This is a genomic window from Flavobacterium sp. WC2421 (genome assembly GCF_040822115.1).
Lineage (GTDB): Bacteria > Bacteroidota > Bacteroidia > Flavobacteriales > Flavobacteriaceae > Flavobacterium.
The window spans coordinates 3724168-3745300 of the sequence record NZ_CP162004.1 but is presented as its reverse complement, the minus strand read 5'-3'; the positions used below and the strand labels follow the sequence as shown (position 1 = coordinate 3745300).

Here is a 21133-nt window from a genome sequence, read left to right as displayed (position 1 = left end):
GATTGTTAGTCATCTACTATTTTTATTGGATGACAAAAATGTATAATTACGTAATTTTAGTTTTTTTGTTTCTTATTTTTCCCCCACCAAATTAAAGTTCCTGTAACGGGTAAGCTGGCTATTAATAAGCTAATTAGAAAAGCAAATACTTTTCCGGCTAGGCCAAAGATGCCACCAGTATGAATGTCATAATTCATTTTCGTTAGGGTATCTGCAAGTTTAGCATCCTTTTTTCTTCCCCAAATGTGGTTGACCTTAATTTCTTTTAAGGAGTATTGATCAAAATAGCGGTAGTCTATTTTACTGTAGGTTTCTTTATCACTATTTATATTTACTGCTATAGAGGAATTATCATTTTCTGGAGGATGTAATTCTATAGATTCGGCTTTGGGATGTTCTATTTTCATTTTTTCCCAGATAATATCTAGAGGTGAAGCTGGAGCATTTTTTGGTCCTTTTTCTATTTTAGAAATTGGCTCGACATAAACTAAGGATTTTTCGCCCCCTAAAACTTTATAATAAGAAAAAGCAAACCATTGAAATCCCCATATTAATCCTGTTACCGCAAAAATGAAGGCAATCAGCAAAACATAAAATCCAGTAATGTTATGTAAATCGTAATTTTTTCGTTTCCATTTCATCCCTTTTTTCCACTTGAAAGTGAAACGCTGTTTGGCTGCATTTTTGTTTTTAGGGTACCATAATATAAATCCTGAAATGATGAGAATTAGGAATAGTAAAGTAGCTGAGGCAACTACAACTTGCCCAATTTGATCTGGTAGCCATAAGTAGTAGTGTCCGTCTAAAATGAAATGAAAAAAACCAGTTTCATTATCGACTGTTTTCAATACTTTTCCAGAATAGGGGTTTAAGTACGTGGTGTAATAATAAGTAGGCTCATAATGAAAAAAAATGGCTTCTGCAGCATCTGTTTTTCTATTGTATTTTAAAGCGTGAATCGTTTTGGTAGGTAGTTGCTTCTGGGCAATTTTGAGTAATTGAGATGGAGGCAAAAAAGGAGATTGTTGTTCTGGGACAAAACGATATTCCTCAGTCAGGTTTTGAATTTCTTCTTGAAAAGCATACAAACAACCTGTAATAGCAATGATAAATACAATTATGCCCGAAGATAAACCCAACCATAAGTGTATTTTCCCTATTCCTTTTTTTAAATTATTATTTTTCATTAGATAAGAATAAAACTCCTCACCGAAATGAGGAGCTTAATTAAACAAAACTGAAACAAAACGAACTAACTTTAAAATTTATATCCAACTGATAAGCGAAAATTAGTACCCGCTTCCGCTTGCCAGTAATACATATCACTATAGCTATAATAGCCTCCAGAATACAAGTATTTATTTAAGATATTATTGACAACTAGATTGATAGATACTTTGTTTTTTTGGTAAGAAACTCCTCCATCTAATCGGAAATAATCAGGTAAACTAGCAGTGTTATCTGGTGAGATATACCATGGAGCTCTTTTTATCTGGTATTGATAACCTAGTGAAAAACCAACTCCATTCAAAGTACCTCTGTCTACTTTGTAATTCAACCAAGTATTTTGAATGTGTCTGGTAGTTCCTGCTATTTGGTTTCCTATTATAGATTCATCAGTATCTTTAGTAGTTTTTCCTTCAGTAAAGGCATAGTTAACTATAAGGTCTAAGTTTTTTACGATTTCACCTCTAATGTCAACTTCAAATCCTTTTACTTTTTGTTGTCCACTTTCTCTGCTATACTGCATCCCTCCTGAAGCGTGTTCTGGGTCAGCTGTAAGTACATTATTTTTTGTGATTTGGTAAACTGAAACGACAGAATTCCATTTTCCGTTCAACCAGTCTCTTTTTAAGCCAAATTCAATATTTCCACCTGTTTCAGGATTAAAAGATTTTCCTTGCCAGTCTGTACCATAGTTTTCATTAAAAGATTGATCGTTTACAAAATAGGCTGATGTATTTTTATCAATTGAATAGCTTAATCCCACTCTTGGCGTAAATTTGTTGTTTTTAGCGTTGCCAGAATAAGCATTATATGCTTTAAGTACAGTATATCTTCCTGCTAATGTCAATCGCAGTTTGTTGTCTAAAAACCCCAATTCGTCTTGCACATAAAAAGCTTTGTAGTTATTTTGGTATTTAACACCTCTTTCTTCTAGGCTTTTGCTTCTGTCAAAAGTAGGCGAGGCAGCTAGTGTTCCGTGTACAGGATTGTAAATGTCTAAATCGGGTAAAGCAACAGATTGTGCAAAGTCATGATAGAATGTTTTATCGCTCATATCGATGCCTGATAGTATTTTGTGTGAGATAGCTCCAGTTTGAACTTCACCATTTAAAAATGCTTGACCTACATATACTTTACCTAAAACATCCCAAATACCAGCACCACGTTTAAGAATTGCATCATTAGTAGTATCAAAACCAGTTGGCCACAATGACATCCCTTCTTGCTGGTAATTTAGGTAAGACGTTTGTGCTGTGAATTTCCAATTGTAATTGATTTTATGTTCTACAATAGCAAGAATATTTCTTTCTGTCATTTTTGTAGGATCTAAATTGGCTTCGGATGTGGAGAAACTTTTGGGTAAGTCAGCATATCCTCTGTGTGAAAACAAATAATTAGCTCCTATCGCATTTACTTTAGAGAATTGTTGGGTGTATTCAAGTGTAATTGCTGTTTTATCTGAAACCAAATATTTAAGAACAGGGGCAAAGGAATAACGATCATTGAAGTCAAAATCACGGTAACTGTTTTTCTTTTCTCCCATTACATTGATACGGTACAATAATTTTCCATTTTTGGTTAATTTTCCGTCAAAATCTAATGTCCCTCTGTACATGTCAAAACTTCCTAAAGTCAAACTCGCTTCTCCTTTTGTACGGCCGCTGGGTTTTTTAGTAACTACATTATAAAAACCACTTGGATTTCCATTAGCCAGCATAAATCCGGCAGGCCCTTTTACAAATTCAATACGTTCTACCATACTCATATCCTCAGTTAATGGTCCCCAAGTGGAACTCATATTCATACCGTTTCTAAAAGCAGCTACTTGACTTCCTCTCATCGTTATATTAGCATAATTATCCCAATGCTCTACTCTGGTAGCACCACTTACGTTACGAGTAACCCCTTCTAACATGTCAAATATTTGTTGGTCATTAATTAGTTTTCCAGTGATTACCTGTATGTTTTGAGGAATTTCAATGATGGGAGACTGTAAACGCAACGAGGAAGAAATTCTATTGGTTTTAAAAGCACTTTTATTACTTAGAATTACTACTTGGTTCAGTTCATTGTTTGATAGAGAAAGCGTAATGTCAACAGTGGTTGTTTCGTTATTTTTTACTGCAACTCGTTTTTCAATATCATTGTTTCCAATTAAACTTACAACTAAGGTGTATTCCCCTTCGTTTAAATTTTTTAGAATAAAGACACCGTCATTATCTGTAATGGTAGTTTTGTTTTTTCCTTTCAAGGTAATGGATACTCCTTCAGCCGCTTTATTACCGCTGGTATAAACAGTTCCTTTTATTGCTGTTTTTTGCTGCTGACCAAAAGCTGTATTTAATGAAATTAGTGACAGACAAAGGAGTAATAAGAAAGTGGGTGTTTTTTTATTAAAATAGTGCATATTAAAAAATAATTAAAGTTATAGATTTATTTTTATTTATAATGAATAAGAATAATGCAAATCTATATTTTAATTTTTATTTAACAATAGTTATTTAGATTAAATAAAAATAAAGTTTTTACACAATTGTTTTACAGCATTTTATGAATCCTAAATAACACTGTTTTTTATATGAAAGGTTGTTGTTTATAATGTATTATGTAAAATGGTCGTTTTTTTATGAATCTTCATCCAAGAATAATTGTCTGAACTGGATACATGAAATAGTAGTATTTAAACTGACTTTTTAAATTTTAGGAGAAAGTGGAAGGAGCATAGAAATTTAGTTTTGAAAATACTTAAATTTACAGCTTCGAATTAGTGCCTATCATTTTTTAAAAAGAGCAATAATTTTTGAAACCATTCAAAATAAATGATACAATCCTATTTAAAAAAAATACAGCATTCTCCTAAAGGATATAGAATTGCCAACACCGTATTTTTTTTCATCTCGGGATTTGGATATTCTTCTTGGGCATCTCGAATTCCTGCTATTAAAGCGCAATTGCATTTAAGTGAAGCGCAATTTGGAGCCGTTTTATTTGCATTTCCAGTAGGATTGATGTTAACTATGCCATTTACTGGAAGGTTATTGAATAAATATAGCAGTCGGTATTGTATGTTATTAGGTGCCATATTGTTTAATATCGTATTGGCCTTACCTGGTTTTGCTGTTTTTGTTTGGCAATTGGTTATAATCCTCTTGATTTTTGGCTCTTCTAGAAATATTTTGAATTTATCAATGAATGCACAGGCACTTGAAGTTCAAAAACTGTATCCAAAATCAATAATGACTACTTTTCATGCCGTCTGGAGTTTGGCAGGATTTATAGGAGCAGGTTTAGGTTATGTAATGGTTACTCAAAAAATTGCGCCTTCCTTTCATTTGCTGGGAGTAAGTGTTGCAATGATGGCAGTTACAGCATGGGTTTATCCACAAACAATTCATACCGAACCGGTGAAGGAGAAGAAAAAATTCTTTTTGATGCCCGACAAAAACCTGATCAAGTTTGCTATAATTTGTTTTGTGTCGATGGCCTGTGAAAATACCATGTATGATTGGAGCGGAATTTATTTTCAAAACATATTACATGCATCACCAAAATGGACCACAGCAGCTTTTGTTTTTTTTATGACTGCGGTGACATTAGGGCGTCTCTTGGGAGATTATGCCGTATTTAAATATGGTATAAAACCAATTTTATTTTATAGCGGTATTTTTATTAGCTCTGGTTTTTTGATTTGTTTTCTTTTTCCTTTTATTTCGACAACCATAATTGGTTATTTTTTAATAGGAATTGGGGTGTCGTGTGTTGTCCCATTAGTGTTCAGTATCGCTGGAAAATCAAAAAGTTTGAGCAATGGTAGCGCACTAACGTCTATTTCAACTATTGGATATCTTGGTTTTTTGATTGTGCCACCAATGGTTGGATTCATTTCTCAAATTTCGAGTATGAAATGGGCCTTTTTAATAATGGCTCTTTTGGGAATCATTATGATTTTTATGGTCAATAAAATTGCAACCGAAGAAGCATAATTGTATTTTTTCTTAAATCGGTACTATTTAGATTTCGTCATCACATATTTTTCGGAGCTTGGTTTGCCTGATTGCATACCTGAAATCTCCGCTATTAAACTGTCTTTTGAAACGCTTTTGTAGCTTATTTTTTGAGGGTAATCGTGTTTTGGATTTTCAAAAACCAATTCTTTTTCGGTGGTTTTAGTTAGTTTAAAAGGAACCGGTTTGTCTTCATTTTGCCCTTGTACGTTAGCATTATAAGTTAATTCTTCTCCTTTTTGTTGCAATTGAATGGTTTCAAAGTGAATCGTGTCTTTTCCTTTTATGAAATACGATTGCCCTTCATATGTACTGTCATTTACTTTTTCCCAAGTCTCTGATAAATTTCCTTCGGCAGTTTTGTTTTCCCAAGTTCCCAGTAACCAATGGGCAGTTTTTATCTTGTCTTTTTCATTCTTATCAGATGAATCTGATTTCTTGCAGGATAGCAATGTTACGATCAGCAGTAGTAAAGTTATTTTTTTAAACATCTTGATTTCGAATTATTGTTTGTTGAACGGATACAAAATTAGGAAAAATATACACAACTAGCCCAGATAAAAGCGGCATCTCCCGATTTTGAAAAACAAGGCTTTTTCAGCCGTAGTTTTTATGATCGGGAATATAGCGGATAGCTGGAAGAAGCTCCTAAAAAAAAGTATCTTAAATGCTTTCTTTCAAAATAGTATGAACCAATTCTTTGGTCGGTTTTTGATCTTTTAGTTTTGTTCGAACCACATCAAAAGGGACTTTGAAATCACAGCCCAGTTTGTAATTGCTGCACCCATAAGCTGTATTTCCTTTTATAACGGTTCCTTTTTGGCATTTGGGACAAGCCAGCATGTCAGCAGTTGTATTCTTTGCAGGAGCAGGAGCAGCCGTTTTTTTGGGTTCTAATTTTAAATTGAAGTTTTCATCAAATCGCAGTAATCCTTCTACAGTACCTGTATCCGTTTTAAAATCTTTCAAGTTTACAGTGGATCCTTTTTGTAGCAATCGCAGGTATTGATTCTCGGATATTTTTTTCTCCATAAAAGTAAAAGGCAATAAAAAAGTGCAACCCGCTTTATAATCGGTACAACCATAAGCCGACTTTCCTGCTATAATTGTACCTTTTTTACATTTAGGACAGGCTTCTGCCATGATTCCAGCCGCTTTCTTTTTTTCTACTTTAGCTACTTCTTTTTGAATATTACCCACATGCGAAATATTAGCACGTTTGGTTTCACTGCGTACTTCATAGACTAAGGCCTCGACCATGCGTTTCATATTATTGATGAAAGCACCAGCGGTAAAAGTTCCTTTTTCGATATCTTTCAATTGCTTTTCCCAAGATCCCGTCAGTTCCGCTGATTTTACTAATTCATTTTGAATCGTGTCTATCAATTGAATTCCTGTTGGGGTTGGCAATACTTGTTTTTTATTTCTTACAATGTACTGGCGTTTGAACAAGGTTTCAATAATATTGGCTCGTGTTGACGGTCGTCCGATGCCATTTTCCTTCATCAATTCCCGTAAATCTTCATCATCAACTTGTTTACCTGCAGTTTCCATAGCACGCAATAACGTAGCTTCCGTAAACTGATTGGGTGGTTTGGTTTCCTTTTCTAAAAAGGAAGGTTGATGAGGTCCTTTCTCACCCACAGTAAAACTGGGTAATAAATCGGCTTCTTTTTCTTTGGCATTTGGATCTTCAAAAACAACTCGAAATCCTTTTTTTAAGATTTCTTTTCCAGTAGTTTTGAACAGTACATCGGCTGCTTTCCCAATCACTGAGGTATTAGCTACCAAGCAATCATCATAAAATACAGCTATAAAACGCTTTGTAATAATATCATAGACTTGCTGCTGATTGTATTGCAAGTTCGATTGAATTCCCGTAGGAATAATCGCATGGTGATCTGTTACTTTTTTATCGTTGAAAACCTTAGATGATTTTTTAATCTTTTTTTCTAAAAGCGGTTGCGTTAATGCAGCATAATTAGTCAGCTTTTGTAGAATTCCGGGTACTTTTGGATAGACGTCGTTTGGTAAAAAAGTGGTGTCTACTCTGGGGTAGGTGACTACTTTTTGTTCATACAAAGTCTGTACTATTTTAAGCGTTTCATCAGCTGTAAAACCAAATTTTGTATTGCAATATACTTGTAATCCAGTTAAATCAAATAACTTAGGTGCAAACTCATTTCCGTTCTTTTTTTCTACAGAAACAATTTCGAATTCACTTTCTTTGACTTTATTGGCCAAAATTTCTCCGTCTTCCTTTTTCAAAAAACGACCTTCTTCATAGCTGAAAAGTGTTTCTCTATATAAGGTTTGCAATTCCCAATAGGGTTGTGGCTTAAAATTTTCTATTTCCTTCCAGCGATCGACTACCATCGCTAATGTAGGCGTTTGTACGCGTCCTATAGACAATACTTGCTTGTAACCGCCATGTTTTACGGTGTACAAACGGGTGGCATTCATACCCAGTAACCAGTCACCTATGGCTCTTGAAAAACCGGCATAGTATAAATTATCGTAGTTGGCCGATGGTTTTAAATTCTCAAAACCTTCTTTAATAGCTTCGGTGGTTAGGGACGAAATCCACAAGCGTTGCACTTCGCCTTTGTAATTGGCTTCATTCATCACCCAGCGCTGGATCAGTTCTCCTTCTTGTCCCGCATCCCCGCAGTTGATGACTAAAGTGGCCTTGTCAAATAATCCTTTTATAATTTTAAATTGCTTTTGAATTCCTGAATTAGAAACTACTTTAGTCTCAAATTTTTCAGGAAGCATGGGCAAGTTGTTCAAGTCCCAACTTTTCCAATAGGATTTGTAATCGTTAGGTTCTTTCAAGGTACATAAATGACCAAAAGTATAGGTTACCGCATAACCATTGCCTTCATAATAGCCATCATGCTTGGTATTGGCTCCTAAAACGGATGCGATTTCACGTGCTACACTTGGTTTTTCGGCAATACAGACCTTCATTTTCTTCTACTGATTTTGATGGCGCAAATTAGGAATTTAGAAATTGGTATTAAAAAAAAATCGTCGGGAGTTATGAACGGGTAGTAAATTGCCAGGTTTTTTAGGAGCAGAATAAATAGGATTTATAAAAACGAATGGTCCTGCTGTCCGCTGTATTCCCAATAATAAAAACTACGGCTAAAAAAGCCTTGTTTTTCTAAATCGGGAGATGCCGCTTCCATCAGGGCTAGTGAGAACGTTTTATTTTCAATAATAACTAATGCAATAGGAGGTTGAAGGGTGTCGTTTATTTTTCTCCACAAATGGATTTGTGTGAACCGTCGCAACTGGGCATTTTTTTAGATAAACCGCAAACACAATCATTGATTCCTTTACCGTCAAGAATGCGGGGAATGTATTTTTCTATTCTGGTTTCCCTAGTTTTGGATTGTTTCGCAGCTTCAAAAAACAAGTTATATGCCCGTTGTCGTCCTGGAGTTAAGGATTCAAAAGCTGCTTTTAAAGCTAGGTTTTTATCTAAAATAGCTTTCAGTTCATCTACTAACTCTAATTCTTTATTACTTTTGAAAGCTACTTTTAAACCCGCTTTTTCGACCTCAATCGCTTCATAAATGTAGTTTTTCAGGATAGGTTTTAGTTCCTCAATTTCAGATACATTAGTAAATTTAAAAAAACGGACTGCTTGGCTGTTTTCTCCCGGTTGTACTAACATTCCGTTGGTATCTTGTAGCAACGAACCTTTGAGGAAACTAAGCGCACAAAATGATTTAAAACTGGCTATTAAAACTACGTTGTTCCCTTGAAAACTATAACAAGGCGTGCGCCACTTGAACTCTTCGGTCAGACCACAATCGAGTAACAATTGTCGTAATTGCTCCATTTCGGGCTGCCATTTTTTAGCATTACTAATAAAGTCGTCGACTTTGAGATTCATTGTTGATGTAGTTTTAAATTTTGAAGTAGCTTTTAGTTTTATAAAAGTATAAAAAAACGTTTTGTAAATGCTACAAAGTGCTTTAAATAAATATTTTCACTTGTTTCAAAGTAGCCAAATAAAGAACGTTTGGTTCGATTTGCGGACAGTCCTAATATTAAACTGAAAATAGGCGTTAAATCACGCTATTTATTCGTAAATTAGTAGTAAATATTCACCAATTTATAAACTAAACTGTTTACTATTATGAAAAATCTAGGTCTATTTTTATTGCTATTATCATGCTTTGGACTCCAAAGCTGTAAAAAAGAGCAAAGTCAAAAAGATACTAAAGCTACTGAAGTACAGGCTGAAAATTCTGCCAACGTAGCTTGCTATAAAGCGTTGTATGAAAGTGATACTATCGAAATGAAAATGATTACTTCAAAAGACAATAAAATAACTGGGGATATGATAATGAGTCTTTATGCTAAGCCAAAAAAGATTGGAAAAATCACGGGATCATTCCATGGAGATACGCTATTAGTAGACTATTCTTTTTATCAGGGAGCGGACAAAGTAAAAATATTTAGTAACCCAATGGCATTTCTAAAAAGGGGAGATAGCCTAATTTTAGGAAATGGAAAAATAGAATACTATTTTGGAAAGTCTTATTTTGTTAAAGGGCAACCTATCGATTATGATAATGTAAAATATAAATTAACAAGTGTCGATTGCGTTGATAAATAATCTGCAAGCGAGGAATGAATTATTGTCTTTTCTAACTTAGCTAATACACTAAAACCAACGGTTTAAGAATACGAAATAAGTATTGCTTGAATCGTTGGTTTTTTATATTAAGACCTTTGCTATATTCTTGTCATTCCGAAGAATGAGGGATCTCATCCAGTTTATCCGCGTAGATAATTTATTGGATTTGCTTTTGATCGTGAGATTGCTTCGTTCCTCGCAATGACTTTGTTTGTGGAATTGTATTAATCTTTCTATAACAAATGCGCTAGCCCTGATAGTAGCGGCATCTCCCGATTTAGAAAAACTAGGCTTTTTTTAGCCTTAGTTTTTATTATCGGGAATACAGCGGATAGCAGGAAATAGCTCCAGAAAAAACTTGGAACTTTAAACATTACACTTTAAACAAAAATTTCGTATTTTTGCACTCCAAATAAAGGACTAAGATTATGTTAGATAGACTTCAAATAGTAAAACAACGTTTCGATGAGATATCGGATTTGATTATCCAGCCGGATGTTATTTCTGATCAGAAACGTTATGTGCAATTGAATCAAGAGTATAAAAGCTTGAAAGCATTGGCTGAAAAGAGAGACGAATACGTGCTACTTATGGCTAATATTGATGAAGCAAATGAAATAATTGCTGACGGTAGTGATGCAGATATGACCGAAATGGCCAAGATGCAACTGGACGAAGCAAAGGAAAGATTACCAGAACTAGAGGAAGAAATTAAATTTATGTTGATTCCTAAAGATCCTGAAGATGCGAAGAATGTGATGGTGGAGATTCGTGCCGGAACGGGTGGGGATGAAGCGAGTATTTTTGCAGGGGATTTATTCCGTATGTACACTAAATACTGTGAAGGCCGCGGATGGAGAACGTCAGTTGTGGATATGAATGAAGGAACTTCGGGTGGATTTAAAGAGGTAATCTTTGAAGTTACTGGTGAGGATGTTTATGGAACATTGAAGTTTGAAGCGGGTGTTCACCGTGTGCAACGTGTACCACAAACGGAAACGCAAGGACGTGTGCACACCTCAGCAGCGACTGTTATGGTATTGCCAGAAGCAGAGGAATTTGATGTGCAAATTGATATGAATGATGTACGTGTGGATTTCTTTTGTTCGTCAGGACCTGGTGGACAATCAGTAAATACAACCAAATCGGCAGTGCGTTTGACGCATATTCCAACTGGATTGGTAGCACAATGTCAAGATCAAAAATCACAACACAAGAATAAGGATAAAGCCTTTGGCGTATTGCGTTCTCGTTTATACGAACAAGAATTAGCCAAAAAACAAGCTGAAGATGCTACTACACGTACGTCTCAAGTTAGTTCAGGTGACCGTTCTGCTAAAATTCGTACTTACAATTACGCACAAGGCCGTGTAACGGACCATAGAGTTGGTTTAACCCTGTATGACCTAGGAAACATTATGAATGGTGATATTCAAAAAATTGTTGACGAACTAGCATTAGTGAACAACATGGAGAAACTGAAAGAAGCCAGTGAGGTTTTTTAAGAAAACAGAATAAAAATATTGAATACATAAAAATGCCATACTACTAATTAGTGTGGCATTTTTTTTAGTTTTAGTTCTTGAATATTTACTTGTTTTCTTTTAGTAGAAGGACTGATTTTTTTAAAACTTCATATTTGGCGATAGCCGAATCGATTTTGGCATCAAAATCATGATTGTCCTCTAATTTGTCAATTTCAGTATTTATTTCAGCTGTTTTATTTTCGAAAGACGTATTAATAGAATCCCAATTTGCTAGTATATCATCAGTATTTTTATGACTGATCGAATCTACAAAACGAACATAATTATTAGTAACTTGTTCTGCTTTTTTTTCTTCTTGGGTTTTGCAAGATGCCAAACTAATTGCTATTAAAAAAAATCCTAATAGTGGTATTGAATTTTTCATTCTGGTATTATTATGGTTTTATTACATATATAAGTCTAAAATAGATATGTACTAAACCGTTTTTTAGCACCTTTATTTTGACTGCTTGAAAATCATTAAAAAGGACATTTTTCATACAATTGATCATCGTATTAAACATAGAATTAGTAGTGTAGCAAGCTATTGAATACTCTTATGTTTAGATTGAATGTGCTTTTTAAAATAGTACGGTTTTTTACTGTACATTTAATTCGCTTGCTATTATAAAAAGACTGATTTATTAATGTCTTTTATATTTTCTAATTTTGTTTTTTCTTGTTCTATAAGTACTATAGCGTTTTCTTTCAATTGTTGTGATTGATTTTTTAGGCTATTTATTTTTTCAGAAATTGTATCATTCAATATATTAGTTGAGTGTTTTACCATTTTTTTTAAATTGTTGGTGTTGTCAACTATTTTATTTTTAGCAATTTCTCTTTTTTCTTGGGTGAATAGAATTCCTAAATAAGATCCTAATACGAAACCTCCAAGTATTCCTATTGTTAAATTGTTGTTTTTCATTTGTTTTATCTAATTACCCTCTTATCACTCTTAGTAAAATTGCAATAACAGCTATTACTAATAATATGTGAATAATACTTCCTAAACTATAAACGAAGAATCCTAATGCCCATAGTATTACTAATACTACTGCTACAATGTATAATAAATTTTGCATGATGTTTTTATATATAATTAATAATTAAAGTGTATTAGCTGCTTGCATTAATTTGGTTATTCCCGTCATTAATAAAGCAACCCATATTCTTTTATAAATGTTCTAATTCAGCATCTTATTTAAAGATTTGTTTTATATATACAAAGATCGATAGTTGATAGCAAAAGTTTGTTACATCAATTTCGATTTTTATTACAGAATTTAAATGTGGTCTTATATAATTTAAAACTTATTGCAGACTGATACATGCCAAAAAGAGATTTTTTTTGTGCGTTTTATCAGGAGTTGAAGTATCTTTTATTGAGTTTAGAAGATAGTATATGGTTGACTCTTATGCCTCAGGGAGAAAAATAGTAAATGTAGCACCTTGATTCAATACTCCATTGGCAAATATAAATCCTTTGTGGTTTTCTACTATTTTTTTACAAATAGCCAAACCAATTCCTGTTCCGTTATATTCGTTTTTGTTGTGAAGTCTATTAAAGAGGATAAAAATCTTTTTAGCATATTCTTGCTCAAATCCGATTCCGTTGTCATTAATGGTGATTTTATAATAGTTCAGATTGTTGTTAGGTAATAATTCTTCGTTATTAGCACTGATTGTTGAACAATTAATTTGAATGATTGGACTGCTGTCTTCTTTGCTATATTTTAATGAGTTACCAATTAAATTAATAAACAACTGCTGCATTTGAAATGGAATTACTTTTAAATGAGGTAATTCAGTATTTTCAATACTTGCATTTTTATCTTCAATTATTTGAGCTAGTTCTTGTTTTGCATTTTCTAATAAGGAATTTAAATCAGCGTCTTCAAAAGCTTTTTCAGTTTTATTAGTTCTAGAGAATTGCAATAAGTCTTCAATAAGAATACGCATTCGATTAGCAGAATATTGTATGCTGGTCACGTATTGTTGTCCTGCTTTAGATAAATTGTTATAATCTTTACTAACTAATCTTGAGAGAAAAGTTTCAATTTTTCTTAGTGGTTCTTGTAAATCGTGACTCGCAATGTAGTTGAATGCCGTTAGTTCTTTATTGTTACTTTCTAATTCTCTATTTCGATCTTCAATAAAGTTATTAGCATACACTTCCTCAGTTACATCACTTGTAGTTCCTATATGTGTTCTCTCGCCAGAAGCTACTGTTACAACTCGTCCTAAAGCTCTGAAATATCTTATTTCGCCATCTTTTCTGATAATTCTATAAGTAAATGCAGGTAAAGTTGTTTCAATAGGAATGTTGTTCGCGTTGTCAATTACGTGTTGTAAATCGTCTGGGTGAACAAATTTGTAAAATTCTTCGAGACTTGCCTTAAAAGATTGAGGTTCACATCCTAATAAGCGATATTCATTATCTGAGAAAGCAAAGGTTTCTGTATTTAAATTGAATTGCCAACTTCCAAAACCTCCCACAATCTCCGCAAGATTACTGGCTTCATTGGCAACTGAAAGTGTGTTAATTGTATTTTTAAGGGTCACTAAGTCCTGATTCATTTTAATAAATGCAATCGTAATTAAAACTAACGTCACTAAGAGGGTGAGATAAATAAGTAGCGGAGTATAACTCATAGTGGACTCATAATCCAATTGCCTGTTTTGTAAAAGTCTTTTTTGAACAATAATCATTTCTTCTATTTTATCTCGTATAGAATCCATTGTTTTTTTTCCAATTTCTAAATAACTTTTAAAAACTTCCTGATCATAATTTTCCTGCTCAACAAGATACAATGTTTTGGAAAGGTAGTTTTGTCTGGTATTAATGAGGAATATTAATTTTTTTAAATTTGCTTGTTGAGTCCTACTGTTGACAGTTAATAAGGTTACTTTCTTGAAAGAATTTTTGATTAAATGTTTAGATGCAATATAAGGTTCAAGAAAACTTTTCTCTTTAGTCAATATATAACCTCTTTCTCCAGTTTCGGCATCTTTTAGGTAAGAAATTAAACGCTCCAGTTCAATATTTACTTCATAACTATTACTTACCCAATTGGATGTTTTTTTTAGAACAGTAATGTGTTTAAAAGTAATAGCGCCAATAAAAAATATAATCGTTACTGAGATAATAAAAATTATTTTTAAAAATAGCGGCGATTTATGAAGCTGAATATATTTCATTTTACATTCTCATTAAGAAATTATCTTTATTTAAACCAGAGGTATGGTATTGCCAGTTAATGGTCACCACGTCAGAAAGTATTTTTTTTAAACTATCAAAATCACTTGGCTTTTTAATATAAATATTAGCACCATTTATAAAAGTCTCATCGATATGTTCTTCTGATGATGAGGTTGAATAGATGGCAACGACAATATCATTTAGGGTTTTATTTTTTTTTATTTCCAATAAACATTCGAGACCATTTTTTTTTGGCATGTTTAAGTCTAAAAATAAAATGTTAGGTAAAACAGCATCAAAATGGTTTAAGTAATTCATTAACTCTACACCATCTTTAAAAGTGCTCACTTTTGTATTTATTTTCAATTCGTCAAAAGCGTCTGTAAAAAACAACCTGTCGTCTTCGTCATCGTCTGCAAGGCAAATATTTATGTAATCAGTAGTCATAGAGTCTTGTTTTAGCTGTTATTTTTATCTAATTGTTCTTTTCGTTTGTTAATTAACTTTTGAAAAACGGAAGGAGTCATGCCTGTCATATTTTTGAATTGTGTGCTTAAATGCGCTACACTGGAATAGTTCAACTGAATGGAAATTTCAGTTATGTTCAATGAGGTGTTAAGCATTAATTGTTTTGCTAATTCTATTTTTTGAATTATAATAAAGTTTTCAATCGAAGTAAAAGTGACTTCTGAAAATAGATTAGACAAATAGGCGTAACTCATGTTTAATTTATCAGCAATGTATACGGAGCTTTTTATATTTAATTGCTCGTCATTGTGAACCATTTCAACGATGGTGTCTTTAATTTTTTGAACTAATATGCTTTTTTGATTTTCAACTATTTCTATACCATACTCATCGAAAATAGAAGTGATTTCTTTTATTTTTGCAGTAGGTACTTTTTCTAAAAAATTGAATTCACCAAACCCAATATAATTGTATTTATATCCTAATTCGGATAGTTTTTCTTGGACAATCTTTTTTGTTAACTGAGCATAGTCAAACTTCAAATGTACTTTCATAAGCATTTTTGTTAATTAGTAAAGATATAAAAATGTTAATACTAAATTTATTGAATACCCATTCGTACTATCATTTTTTTAAATTTTAGGCGTGAAATTATGAAATTTTCGACAATAAAATAATAGTTGTGTGTTGATTATTAGCGGATTATTTGTGAGATTTTTTTGGTTATTAAAATAGACTCTAGTAGCAGTTTCTTGTATTTTGTGTTTTTTTTAACAGTTGTTTTACGCTTTTACAGTTCCATTTCATTTGTATGGTATTAAAAAAAGAACTTACAAATAGTCAATTTGTTGGGTAGTAAAGATTTCATTAAACTGAGAACTACGGATTTTAATTTTGTAAATTAAATGGAATTTTATCGTAGTATTCTAACCGATATTAACTCTATGTTTGTAATTTTGTCGCACAACTACAAGAAAAATGACTACACAAGAACTAATTGAACAAATCAAAATCAAGAAATCATTCCTCGCAGTAGGTCTGGACGTCGATTTAAATAAAATTCCAAAACATCTTTTAGATTTAGAAGATCCTATTTTTGAGTTTAACAAAGCTATTATTGATGCAACACATGATTTATGTGTTGCTTACAAACCCAATATTGCTTTTTTTGAAGCTTACGGTATAAAAGGATGGTTGGCTTTGCAAAAAACAATCCAATATATCAATGCCAATTATCCTGAAATTTTTACGATTGCCGATGCAAAACGAGGAGATATAGGAAATACGTCTTCGATGTATGCCAAAGCTTTTTTTGAAGATTTAAACTTTGATAGTGTAACTGTTGCTCCGTATATGGGGAAAGATTCGGTAGAGCCTTTCTTAGCTTTCGAAAACAAACATACTATCATGTTGGCGCTGACTTCTAATGAAGGTGCATTTGATTTTCAGACTTTACTTGTGAACGGACAAGAATTGTACAAGCAAGTACTTGAAACCTCTAAATCTTGGAAAAACAGCGAAAACTTAATGTATGTGGTTGGTGCTACCAAAGCAGAATATTTTACAGAGGTTCGAAAAATTGTTCCAGATAGTTTCTTGCTAGTTCCGGGAGTAGGAGCACAAGGTGGAAGCCTTTCAGAAGTATGCAAATACGGAATGAACGACAACATAGGGTTATTGATCAACTCTTCAAGAGCAATTATCTATGCCTCAAACGGAACTGATTTTGCCGTCAAAGCAAGAGAAGAAGCCTTGAAAATGCAACAGGAGATGGAGGCTATTGTAAGTTTAAAGTTTCAGGTTTAAAGTTTCAAGTTGTCTCAGTTTGTGGGTAATTTAGTTTAAAGTTTCAGGTTTAAAGTTTAAAGTTTTGGATTGTCTATAAAGAGAGGTCTTGATTTTTCTTCATACCTACATGGTTTTAAAAAGTTTAACGTTTTTAGTACTTAAAATTCGCTGATCGAATTATGAAATTCAAACCTCAAGTTAAAACCTACGAACTTTGTAACTTTGAGTCTCCGTAACTTTGCAACTTAAAAAAATCCTTTGTGTCCTTTGCGAACTTTGTGGTTAAACCTTTAAACAAAAAAACTTGAAACAAATTTCTTTCATCGATCAACTTGGGACTTCACACACCTTTATAACTTCGCCAAAACGAATTATTTCTCTTGTGCCTTCGCAAACTGAATTATTGTATGACTTGGGGCAAGAGGCTAAAATAATTGGGATAACGAAGTTTTGTGTACATCCTTATCATTTTAAATCCACCAAAACTAAAGTAGGAGGAACTAAGAAAGTGCATTATGAAAAAATCCGTCTATTAGAACCAGATATTATCATTTGCAACAAAGAGGAGAACACCCAAGAAATTGTTGAAAGATTAAGCGAAATATGCCCTGTTTGGGTTACAAATATCATTACAATTGAAGATAATTTCCAAATGATATCTGATTTTGGTCAGCTGTTTAATTGTAGAACCGAGGCCCAAAAATGGAACGACAAATTGGCTTTTGCCTTGAGCGATTTTAAAAATTTCATAAAGGACATTCCAGTGAAGAAAGCGGCCTATTTTATTTGGAAAAATCCTTATATGGTGGCGGGTTCGGATAATTTTATAAACGAATTATTAAAACTCAACCACTTCAAGAACATATATGACACTAAAGGACGTTATCCCGAAGTTGCCATAGAAGAAATTGTTCAAGATGGTGATCCCGATTTTATTTTTCTGTCTTCTGAACCTTATCCGTTTAAAAAAGAAGATGGATATGAAATAAGCAACTATACGGATAAAGCGCAAACTGTCTTGGTAGATGGAGAAATGTTTTCGTGGTACGGTAGCCGCTTGCTAAAAGCCTTTGATTATTTCAAAATGTTACATCAAAAACTATGATTCACATTCTTCAAGAACTAATTCTTCTTTTGGGATTTCAGTTTTGATAGTAGCGTCCACTTTAAAGTTTGTGTCTGCTAATTTTTTATATTCTTCTTGGAGTTTCTCAATTTCATTCTTCTCTTTCAGTAAGCCAATCATAATCGTAATTTTTTGCAAATTTAGTTTTTTTGATTCTTATAAAATACTTAAAAATTAGTTAAGATTGAGATTTAGAATTAATGTACTATTTTTGCCAAAAAACGGTGATTTGTTATACAATTTATGAAAATAAAAATGTTGCTAGCTTGATCGAAAGTCAACAGGCAAAGCAATGGGTGACTTTTGTACACGGTGCAGGTGGAAGTTCTTCTATTTGGTTCAAGCAAATTAGGGATTTTCAAAAGCATTATAATGTATTGCTATTGGATTTGCGAGGTCATGGAGCATCTAAAACTACTTTAAAAACCGCTTTTAAGCAAAAATATACTTTTTCGGCTTTGGCCAATGATATTTTGGAAGTGCTGGATCATCTTAAAATTGAAAAATCGCATTTTATTGGTATTTCAATGGGAACTATCTTAATTAGACAATTGGCCGAAATGTATCCCCAACGCGTACAAAGTATGATTCTTGGTGGCGCCATATTGAAAATGAATTTTCGTTCACAGATTTTAATGAAATTGGGTAATGCTTTTAAGTATGTTTTACCTTATTTGGTTTTATATCGGTTTTTCGCCTTTGTGATTATGCCTAAAAAAAGCCACAAACAATCTCGACTGCTTTTTATAAATGAAGCCAAAAAATTATACCAAAAAGAATTTATTAAATGGTTTAAACTCACTGCCGAAATTAATCCCGTTCTAAAATGGTTTCGTCAGGTAGAGTTGAATATTCCTACGCTATATGTTATGGGAGAGGAAGACTATATGTTTTTACCAGCCGTTCGCAAGGTGGTTGAAAATCATTATAAATCCTCGAGTCTATTAGTAATAGAAAATTGTGGTCATGTGGTAAATGTAGAGCAACCTCTTGTTTTCAATAAAGAGGTTCTTTCTTTTATGAATAGAACTAAATAAAAAATGCCGGCATCCTAAGATGCCGGCAATTCTTTAACTAACCAAAACCAAATAATAAATAACCAGTTTATTACTCTGCAAAGATCATATATAAGGAAGCGTAAAGCTGTTAATATTGTGTTATTAGTTTGTTGTGTATAAGTTAAGATTTTTAGTTTTTACGCTTTATGTCTGTATATCAATGCGTTATTAAATTCTTTTTATCTTAGGAATGTATTTCTATAAAAATAGCCCACATTAAGTGAGCTATTTTCATGATAAAAAAAAATCATTTTAAAGAAAAATGACTGTTTTATTACTGTAGGTCATTACTTTTCTTTCGGCATGTAGTTTTATGGCTCTTGCCAAAACAATTCGTTCTAAATCTCGACCTTTCATTATAAAGTCATCTACTGAATTAATATGGGATACCCGAGAGATGTCTTGTTCAATAATGGGTCCTTCGTCTAGTTCTTCAGTAACATAATGACTTGTTGCTCCAATAATCTTTACACCTCGTTTAAATGCCGAATGGTACGGTTTTGCACCTGGAAAAGCGGGCAAAAAGGAATGGTGAATGTTGATGATTTTATTTTCGTAAAGCGATATCAGTTTCGGCGTGATGATTTGCATGTATCTTGCCAAAACAATAAAATTCACTTCAAATTCTTTCAATAATTCAATCTGTTTTTTCTCTCCTTCTTCTTTATTGTCTTTTGTAAAAGGAACATGATAAAACGGAATATTAAATTGATCCGCAATAGGTTTCAAGTCCATGTGATTGCTAATAATCAAAGGAATTTCAACGTTTAATTCTCCAGCACTATAGCGACCTAAAATATCATATAAACAATGGTTGTATTTAGAAACAAACAAAGCCATTTTTGGTTTTAAATCTTTATTATAAAAATCCCAAGCCATATTGAAATCATGGGCAATGGTTTTTTCAAAATCTTCTTTTATAGCCGCTAAACTAATTTCAGGATTGGTCAATTGGCTCTCTAAACGCATGAAAAAAACATTTTGTTCTACATCAACATGTTGATCGATATAGGTAATGTTTCCTTCTACTTTTAGTATAAAATTAGTTACTGCGGCAATAATTCCTTTTTGGTCTTTGCAATGAATGAGTAAGGTAATCTTTTGCATTTTGGATAATTATTTTTGAGAATAGGTATTAATTATTTTTTGTCTTGCATAGCAAAAACAGATTGTAATAAAGGAGAAGTTCTTGCAGTGATATTCGTTCTTATGTTTAATTCTTCAACGGCAATCATTTTAAAAACACCATCCATCGCTTGATTCGTAACATAGTCCGTTAAGTCAGGGTTTACTTTGTTAACCAGTGGAATACTGTTGTATTTAGTGATGATGTTAGACCACACTTTATCAGCTCCAACTTTGCTAAATGAATTCTTGATTACAGGATTAAATTTGCCGTACAACGCAGTCGAAGTACTACTTTGTAAATAAGCAGTTGCAGCAGTATTATTGCCTAATAAAATAGTTTTAGCATCCGTAAAAGTCATGTTTTTTACGGCATCTACAAATATAGGAGTTGCTTCTTTTACAGCATCTTCGGCAGCACGATTCAGTACTTTTAAACCTTCATCTGCCAGCGAGCTAAGACCTACGCTTCTTAAAGCCGAATCAACTTTTCGCAATTCTTGTGGCAATAAGATCTTTACAGCTTCATTTTTCAAAAACCCATCAGTCGCTGTTAGCTTTGTAACTTGTTTAGAAATTCCATTGTTTAAAGCTTCTCGCAAACCACCTGCAATATTAACACTTCCCACAGTTCCAAGGGTCGGATATTGATTGGCAATTTGTTGTAATTCAGCACAACTAGAAAGAGAAAACAAGGCTATAATTGCTATTAATTTTTTCATAATTTTATTTTATTTAGACCAAAAATACTATTTAATTCAAATAGAGTTGCATAATTTTTTATAGAAGCATAAACTTTATGTTATATTTAGGAACAATTGTCCCGCTGTCCGTTGTATCCACGCCCAAAAGCGTGGGATGCCACTTCCATCGGGGCTAATTTAGAAGATTATTGCTTTTTTATTAACATCTCAAAGGAACATAGAACAATCATTAAAAATTTTTGTAAATTGCACCC

The 21133-nt window shown here is 32.9% G+C and carries 20 protein-coding genes; 6 read left to right on the top strand and 14 right to left on the bottom strand.

All coding sequences use genetic code 11. From position 1 onward, the window contains the following. Positions 1-56: 56 nt before the first annotated feature. Positions 57-1187 (bottom strand): PepSY-associated TM helix domain-containing protein, encoded by a 1131-nt coding sequence (locus AB3G33_RS15955; RefSeq protein WP_367771485.1) that lies wholly within the window; start codon positions 1185-1187, stop codon positions 57-59. 71 nt (positions 1188-1258) lie between these two features. Continuing rightward, positions 1259-3634 (bottom strand): TonB-dependent siderophore receptor, encoded by a 2376-nt coding sequence (locus tag AB3G33_RS15950; RefSeq protein ID WP_367771482.1) that lies wholly within the window; start codon positions 3632-3634, stop codon positions 1259-1261. A 412-nt stretch (positions 3635-4046) separates the two neighbouring features. Here AB3G33_RS15950 and AB3G33_RS15945 point away from each other — a divergent pair, with 412 nt between their 5' ends. After that, entirely contained in the window at positions 4047-5210 is a 1164-nt protein-coding gene (locus AB3G33_RS15945) for an MFS transporter (RefSeq protein ID WP_367771479.1), read from the top strand. Positions 5211-5233: 23 nt separating this feature from the next. Here AB3G33_RS15945 and AB3G33_RS15940 read toward each other — a convergent pair whose 3' ends face one another. From AB3G33_RS15940 to AB3G33_RS15930, 3 genes are all read right to left on the bottom strand, one after another. Further along, positions 5234-5722, bottom strand: a complete 489-nt coding sequence (locus AB3G33_RS15940) for a DUF6265 family protein (RefSeq protein WP_367754613.1) — start codon at positions 5720-5722, stop codon at positions 5234-5236. A gap of 172 nt (positions 5723-5894) precedes the next feature. After that, a complete protein-coding gene (locus AB3G33_RS15935) occupies positions 5895-8201 on the bottom strand; it encodes a DNA topoisomerase 3 (RefSeq protein WP_367771476.1) in 2307 nt (768 codons plus the stop codon). Positions 8202-8487: 286 nt separating this feature from the next. Further along, positions 8488-9135 carry a DUF1801 domain-containing protein gene (locus AB3G33_RS15930; protein WP_367771473.1) on the bottom strand — a complete coding sequence of 216 codons (648 nt, stop codon included), beginning with the start codon at positions 9133-9135 and terminating at the stop codon, positions 8488-8490. 246 nt (positions 9136-9381) lie between these two features. Here AB3G33_RS15930 and AB3G33_RS15925 point away from each other — a divergent pair, with 246 nt between their 5' ends. Together AB3G33_RS15925 and prfA are read left to right on the top strand one after the other, a co-directional pair. Continuing rightward, positions 9382-9864 carry a hypothetical protein gene (locus tag AB3G33_RS15925; RefSeq protein WP_367771470.1) on the top strand — a complete coding sequence of 161 codons (483 nt, stop codon included), beginning with the start codon at positions 9382-9384 and terminating at the stop codon, positions 9862-9864. 449 nt (positions 9865-10313) lie between these two features. Then, positions 10314-11390 carry a peptide chain release factor 1 gene (prfA, locus tag AB3G33_RS15920; protein WP_367771467.1) on the top strand — a complete coding sequence of 359 codons (1077 nt, stop codon included), beginning with the start codon at positions 10314-10316 and terminating at the stop codon, positions 11388-11390. A gap of 85 nt (positions 11391-11475) precedes the next feature. Here prfA and AB3G33_RS15915 read toward each other — a convergent pair whose 3' ends face one another. The 6 genes from AB3G33_RS15915 to AB3G33_RS15890 form a co-directional block, all read right to left on the bottom strand. Beyond that, positions 11476-11796, bottom strand: coding sequence for a hypothetical protein (locus AB3G33_RS15915; protein WP_367771465.1), 321 nt, complete (start codon positions 11794-11796; stop codon positions 11476-11478). A 240-nt stretch (positions 11797-12036) separates the two neighbouring features. Next, positions 12037-12336 carry a hypothetical protein gene (locus AB3G33_RS15910; protein WP_367771462.1) on the bottom strand — a complete coding sequence of 100 codons (300 nt, stop codon included), beginning with the start codon at positions 12334-12336 and terminating at the stop codon, positions 12037-12039. A gap of 13 nt (positions 12337-12349) precedes the next feature. After that, positions 12350-12493, bottom strand: a complete 144-nt coding sequence (locus AB3G33_RS15905) for a lmo0937 family membrane protein (protein WP_367754595.1) — start codon at positions 12491-12493, stop codon at positions 12350-12352. 331 nt (positions 12494-12824) lie between these two features. Beyond that, a complete protein-coding gene (locus tag AB3G33_RS15900; RefSeq protein WP_367771459.1) occupies positions 12825-14609 on the bottom strand; it encodes a CHASE3 domain-containing protein in 1785 nt (594 codons plus the stop codon). Between the two features lies 1 nt (position 14610). Next, positions 14611-15057: a response regulator gene (locus tag AB3G33_RS15895; protein WP_367754591.1), complete on the bottom strand. Its 447-nt coding sequence runs from the start codon at positions 15055-15057 to the stop codon at positions 14611-14613. Positions 15058-15068: 11 nt separating this feature from the next. Then, positions 15069-15632 (bottom strand): helix-turn-helix domain-containing protein, encoded by a 564-nt coding sequence (locus tag AB3G33_RS15890; protein ID WP_367754589.1) that lies wholly within the window; start codon positions 15630-15632, stop codon positions 15069-15071. A gap of 424 nt (positions 15633-16056) precedes the next feature. On the opposite strand from AB3G33_RS15890, the gene pyrF reads away from it, so the two are divergent. Together pyrF and AB3G33_RS15880 are read left to right on the top strand one after the other, a co-directional pair. Then, complete coding sequence (gene pyrF / locus AB3G33_RS15885) at positions 16057-16884, top strand: orotidine-5'-phosphate decarboxylase (protein WP_367771455.1); 828 nt, start codon at positions 16057-16059, stop codon at positions 16882-16884. 286 nt (positions 16885-17170) lie between these two features. Continuing rightward, positions 17171-17971, top strand: a complete 801-nt coding sequence (locus tag AB3G33_RS15880; protein WP_367771452.1) for an ABC transporter substrate-binding protein — start codon at positions 17171-17173, stop codon at positions 17969-17971. On the opposite strand, the gene AB3G33_RS15875 is transcribed toward AB3G33_RS15880, so the two are convergent. Then, positions 17966-18112 carry a hypothetical protein gene (locus AB3G33_RS15875; RefSeq protein ID WP_367771450.1) on the bottom strand — a complete coding sequence of 49 codons (147 nt, stop codon included), beginning with the start codon at positions 18110-18112 and terminating at the stop codon, positions 17966-17968. The two genes, AB3G33_RS15880 and AB3G33_RS15875, sit on opposite strands and share 6 nt — an antisense overlap. A 146-nt stretch (positions 18113-18258) precedes the next feature. Here AB3G33_RS15875 and AB3G33_RS15870 point away from each other — a divergent pair, with 146 nt between their 5' ends. Next, entirely contained in the window at positions 18259-19029 is a 771-nt protein-coding gene (locus tag AB3G33_RS15870; protein WP_367771448.1) for an alpha/beta fold hydrolase, read from the top strand. 273 nt (positions 19030-19302) lie between these two features. Here the strand turns inward: AB3G33_RS15870 and purU are convergent, their stop codons facing one another. Both purU and AB3G33_RS15860 read right to left on the bottom strand, forming a co-directional pair. Then, the gene (gene purU, locus AB3G33_RS15865; protein WP_367754580.1) at positions 19303-20157 is read right to left on the bottom strand and encodes a formyltetrahydrofolate deformylase; all 855 of its coding nucleotides are present in this window, start codon (positions 20155-20157) and stop codon (positions 19303-19305) included. A gap of 32 nt (positions 20158-20189) precedes the next feature. Beyond that, entirely contained in the window at positions 20190-20897 is a 708-nt protein-coding gene (locus AB3G33_RS15860; RefSeq protein ID WP_367771445.1) for a DUF4197 domain-containing protein, read from the bottom strand. Positions 20898-21133: the final 236 nt, after the last annotated feature.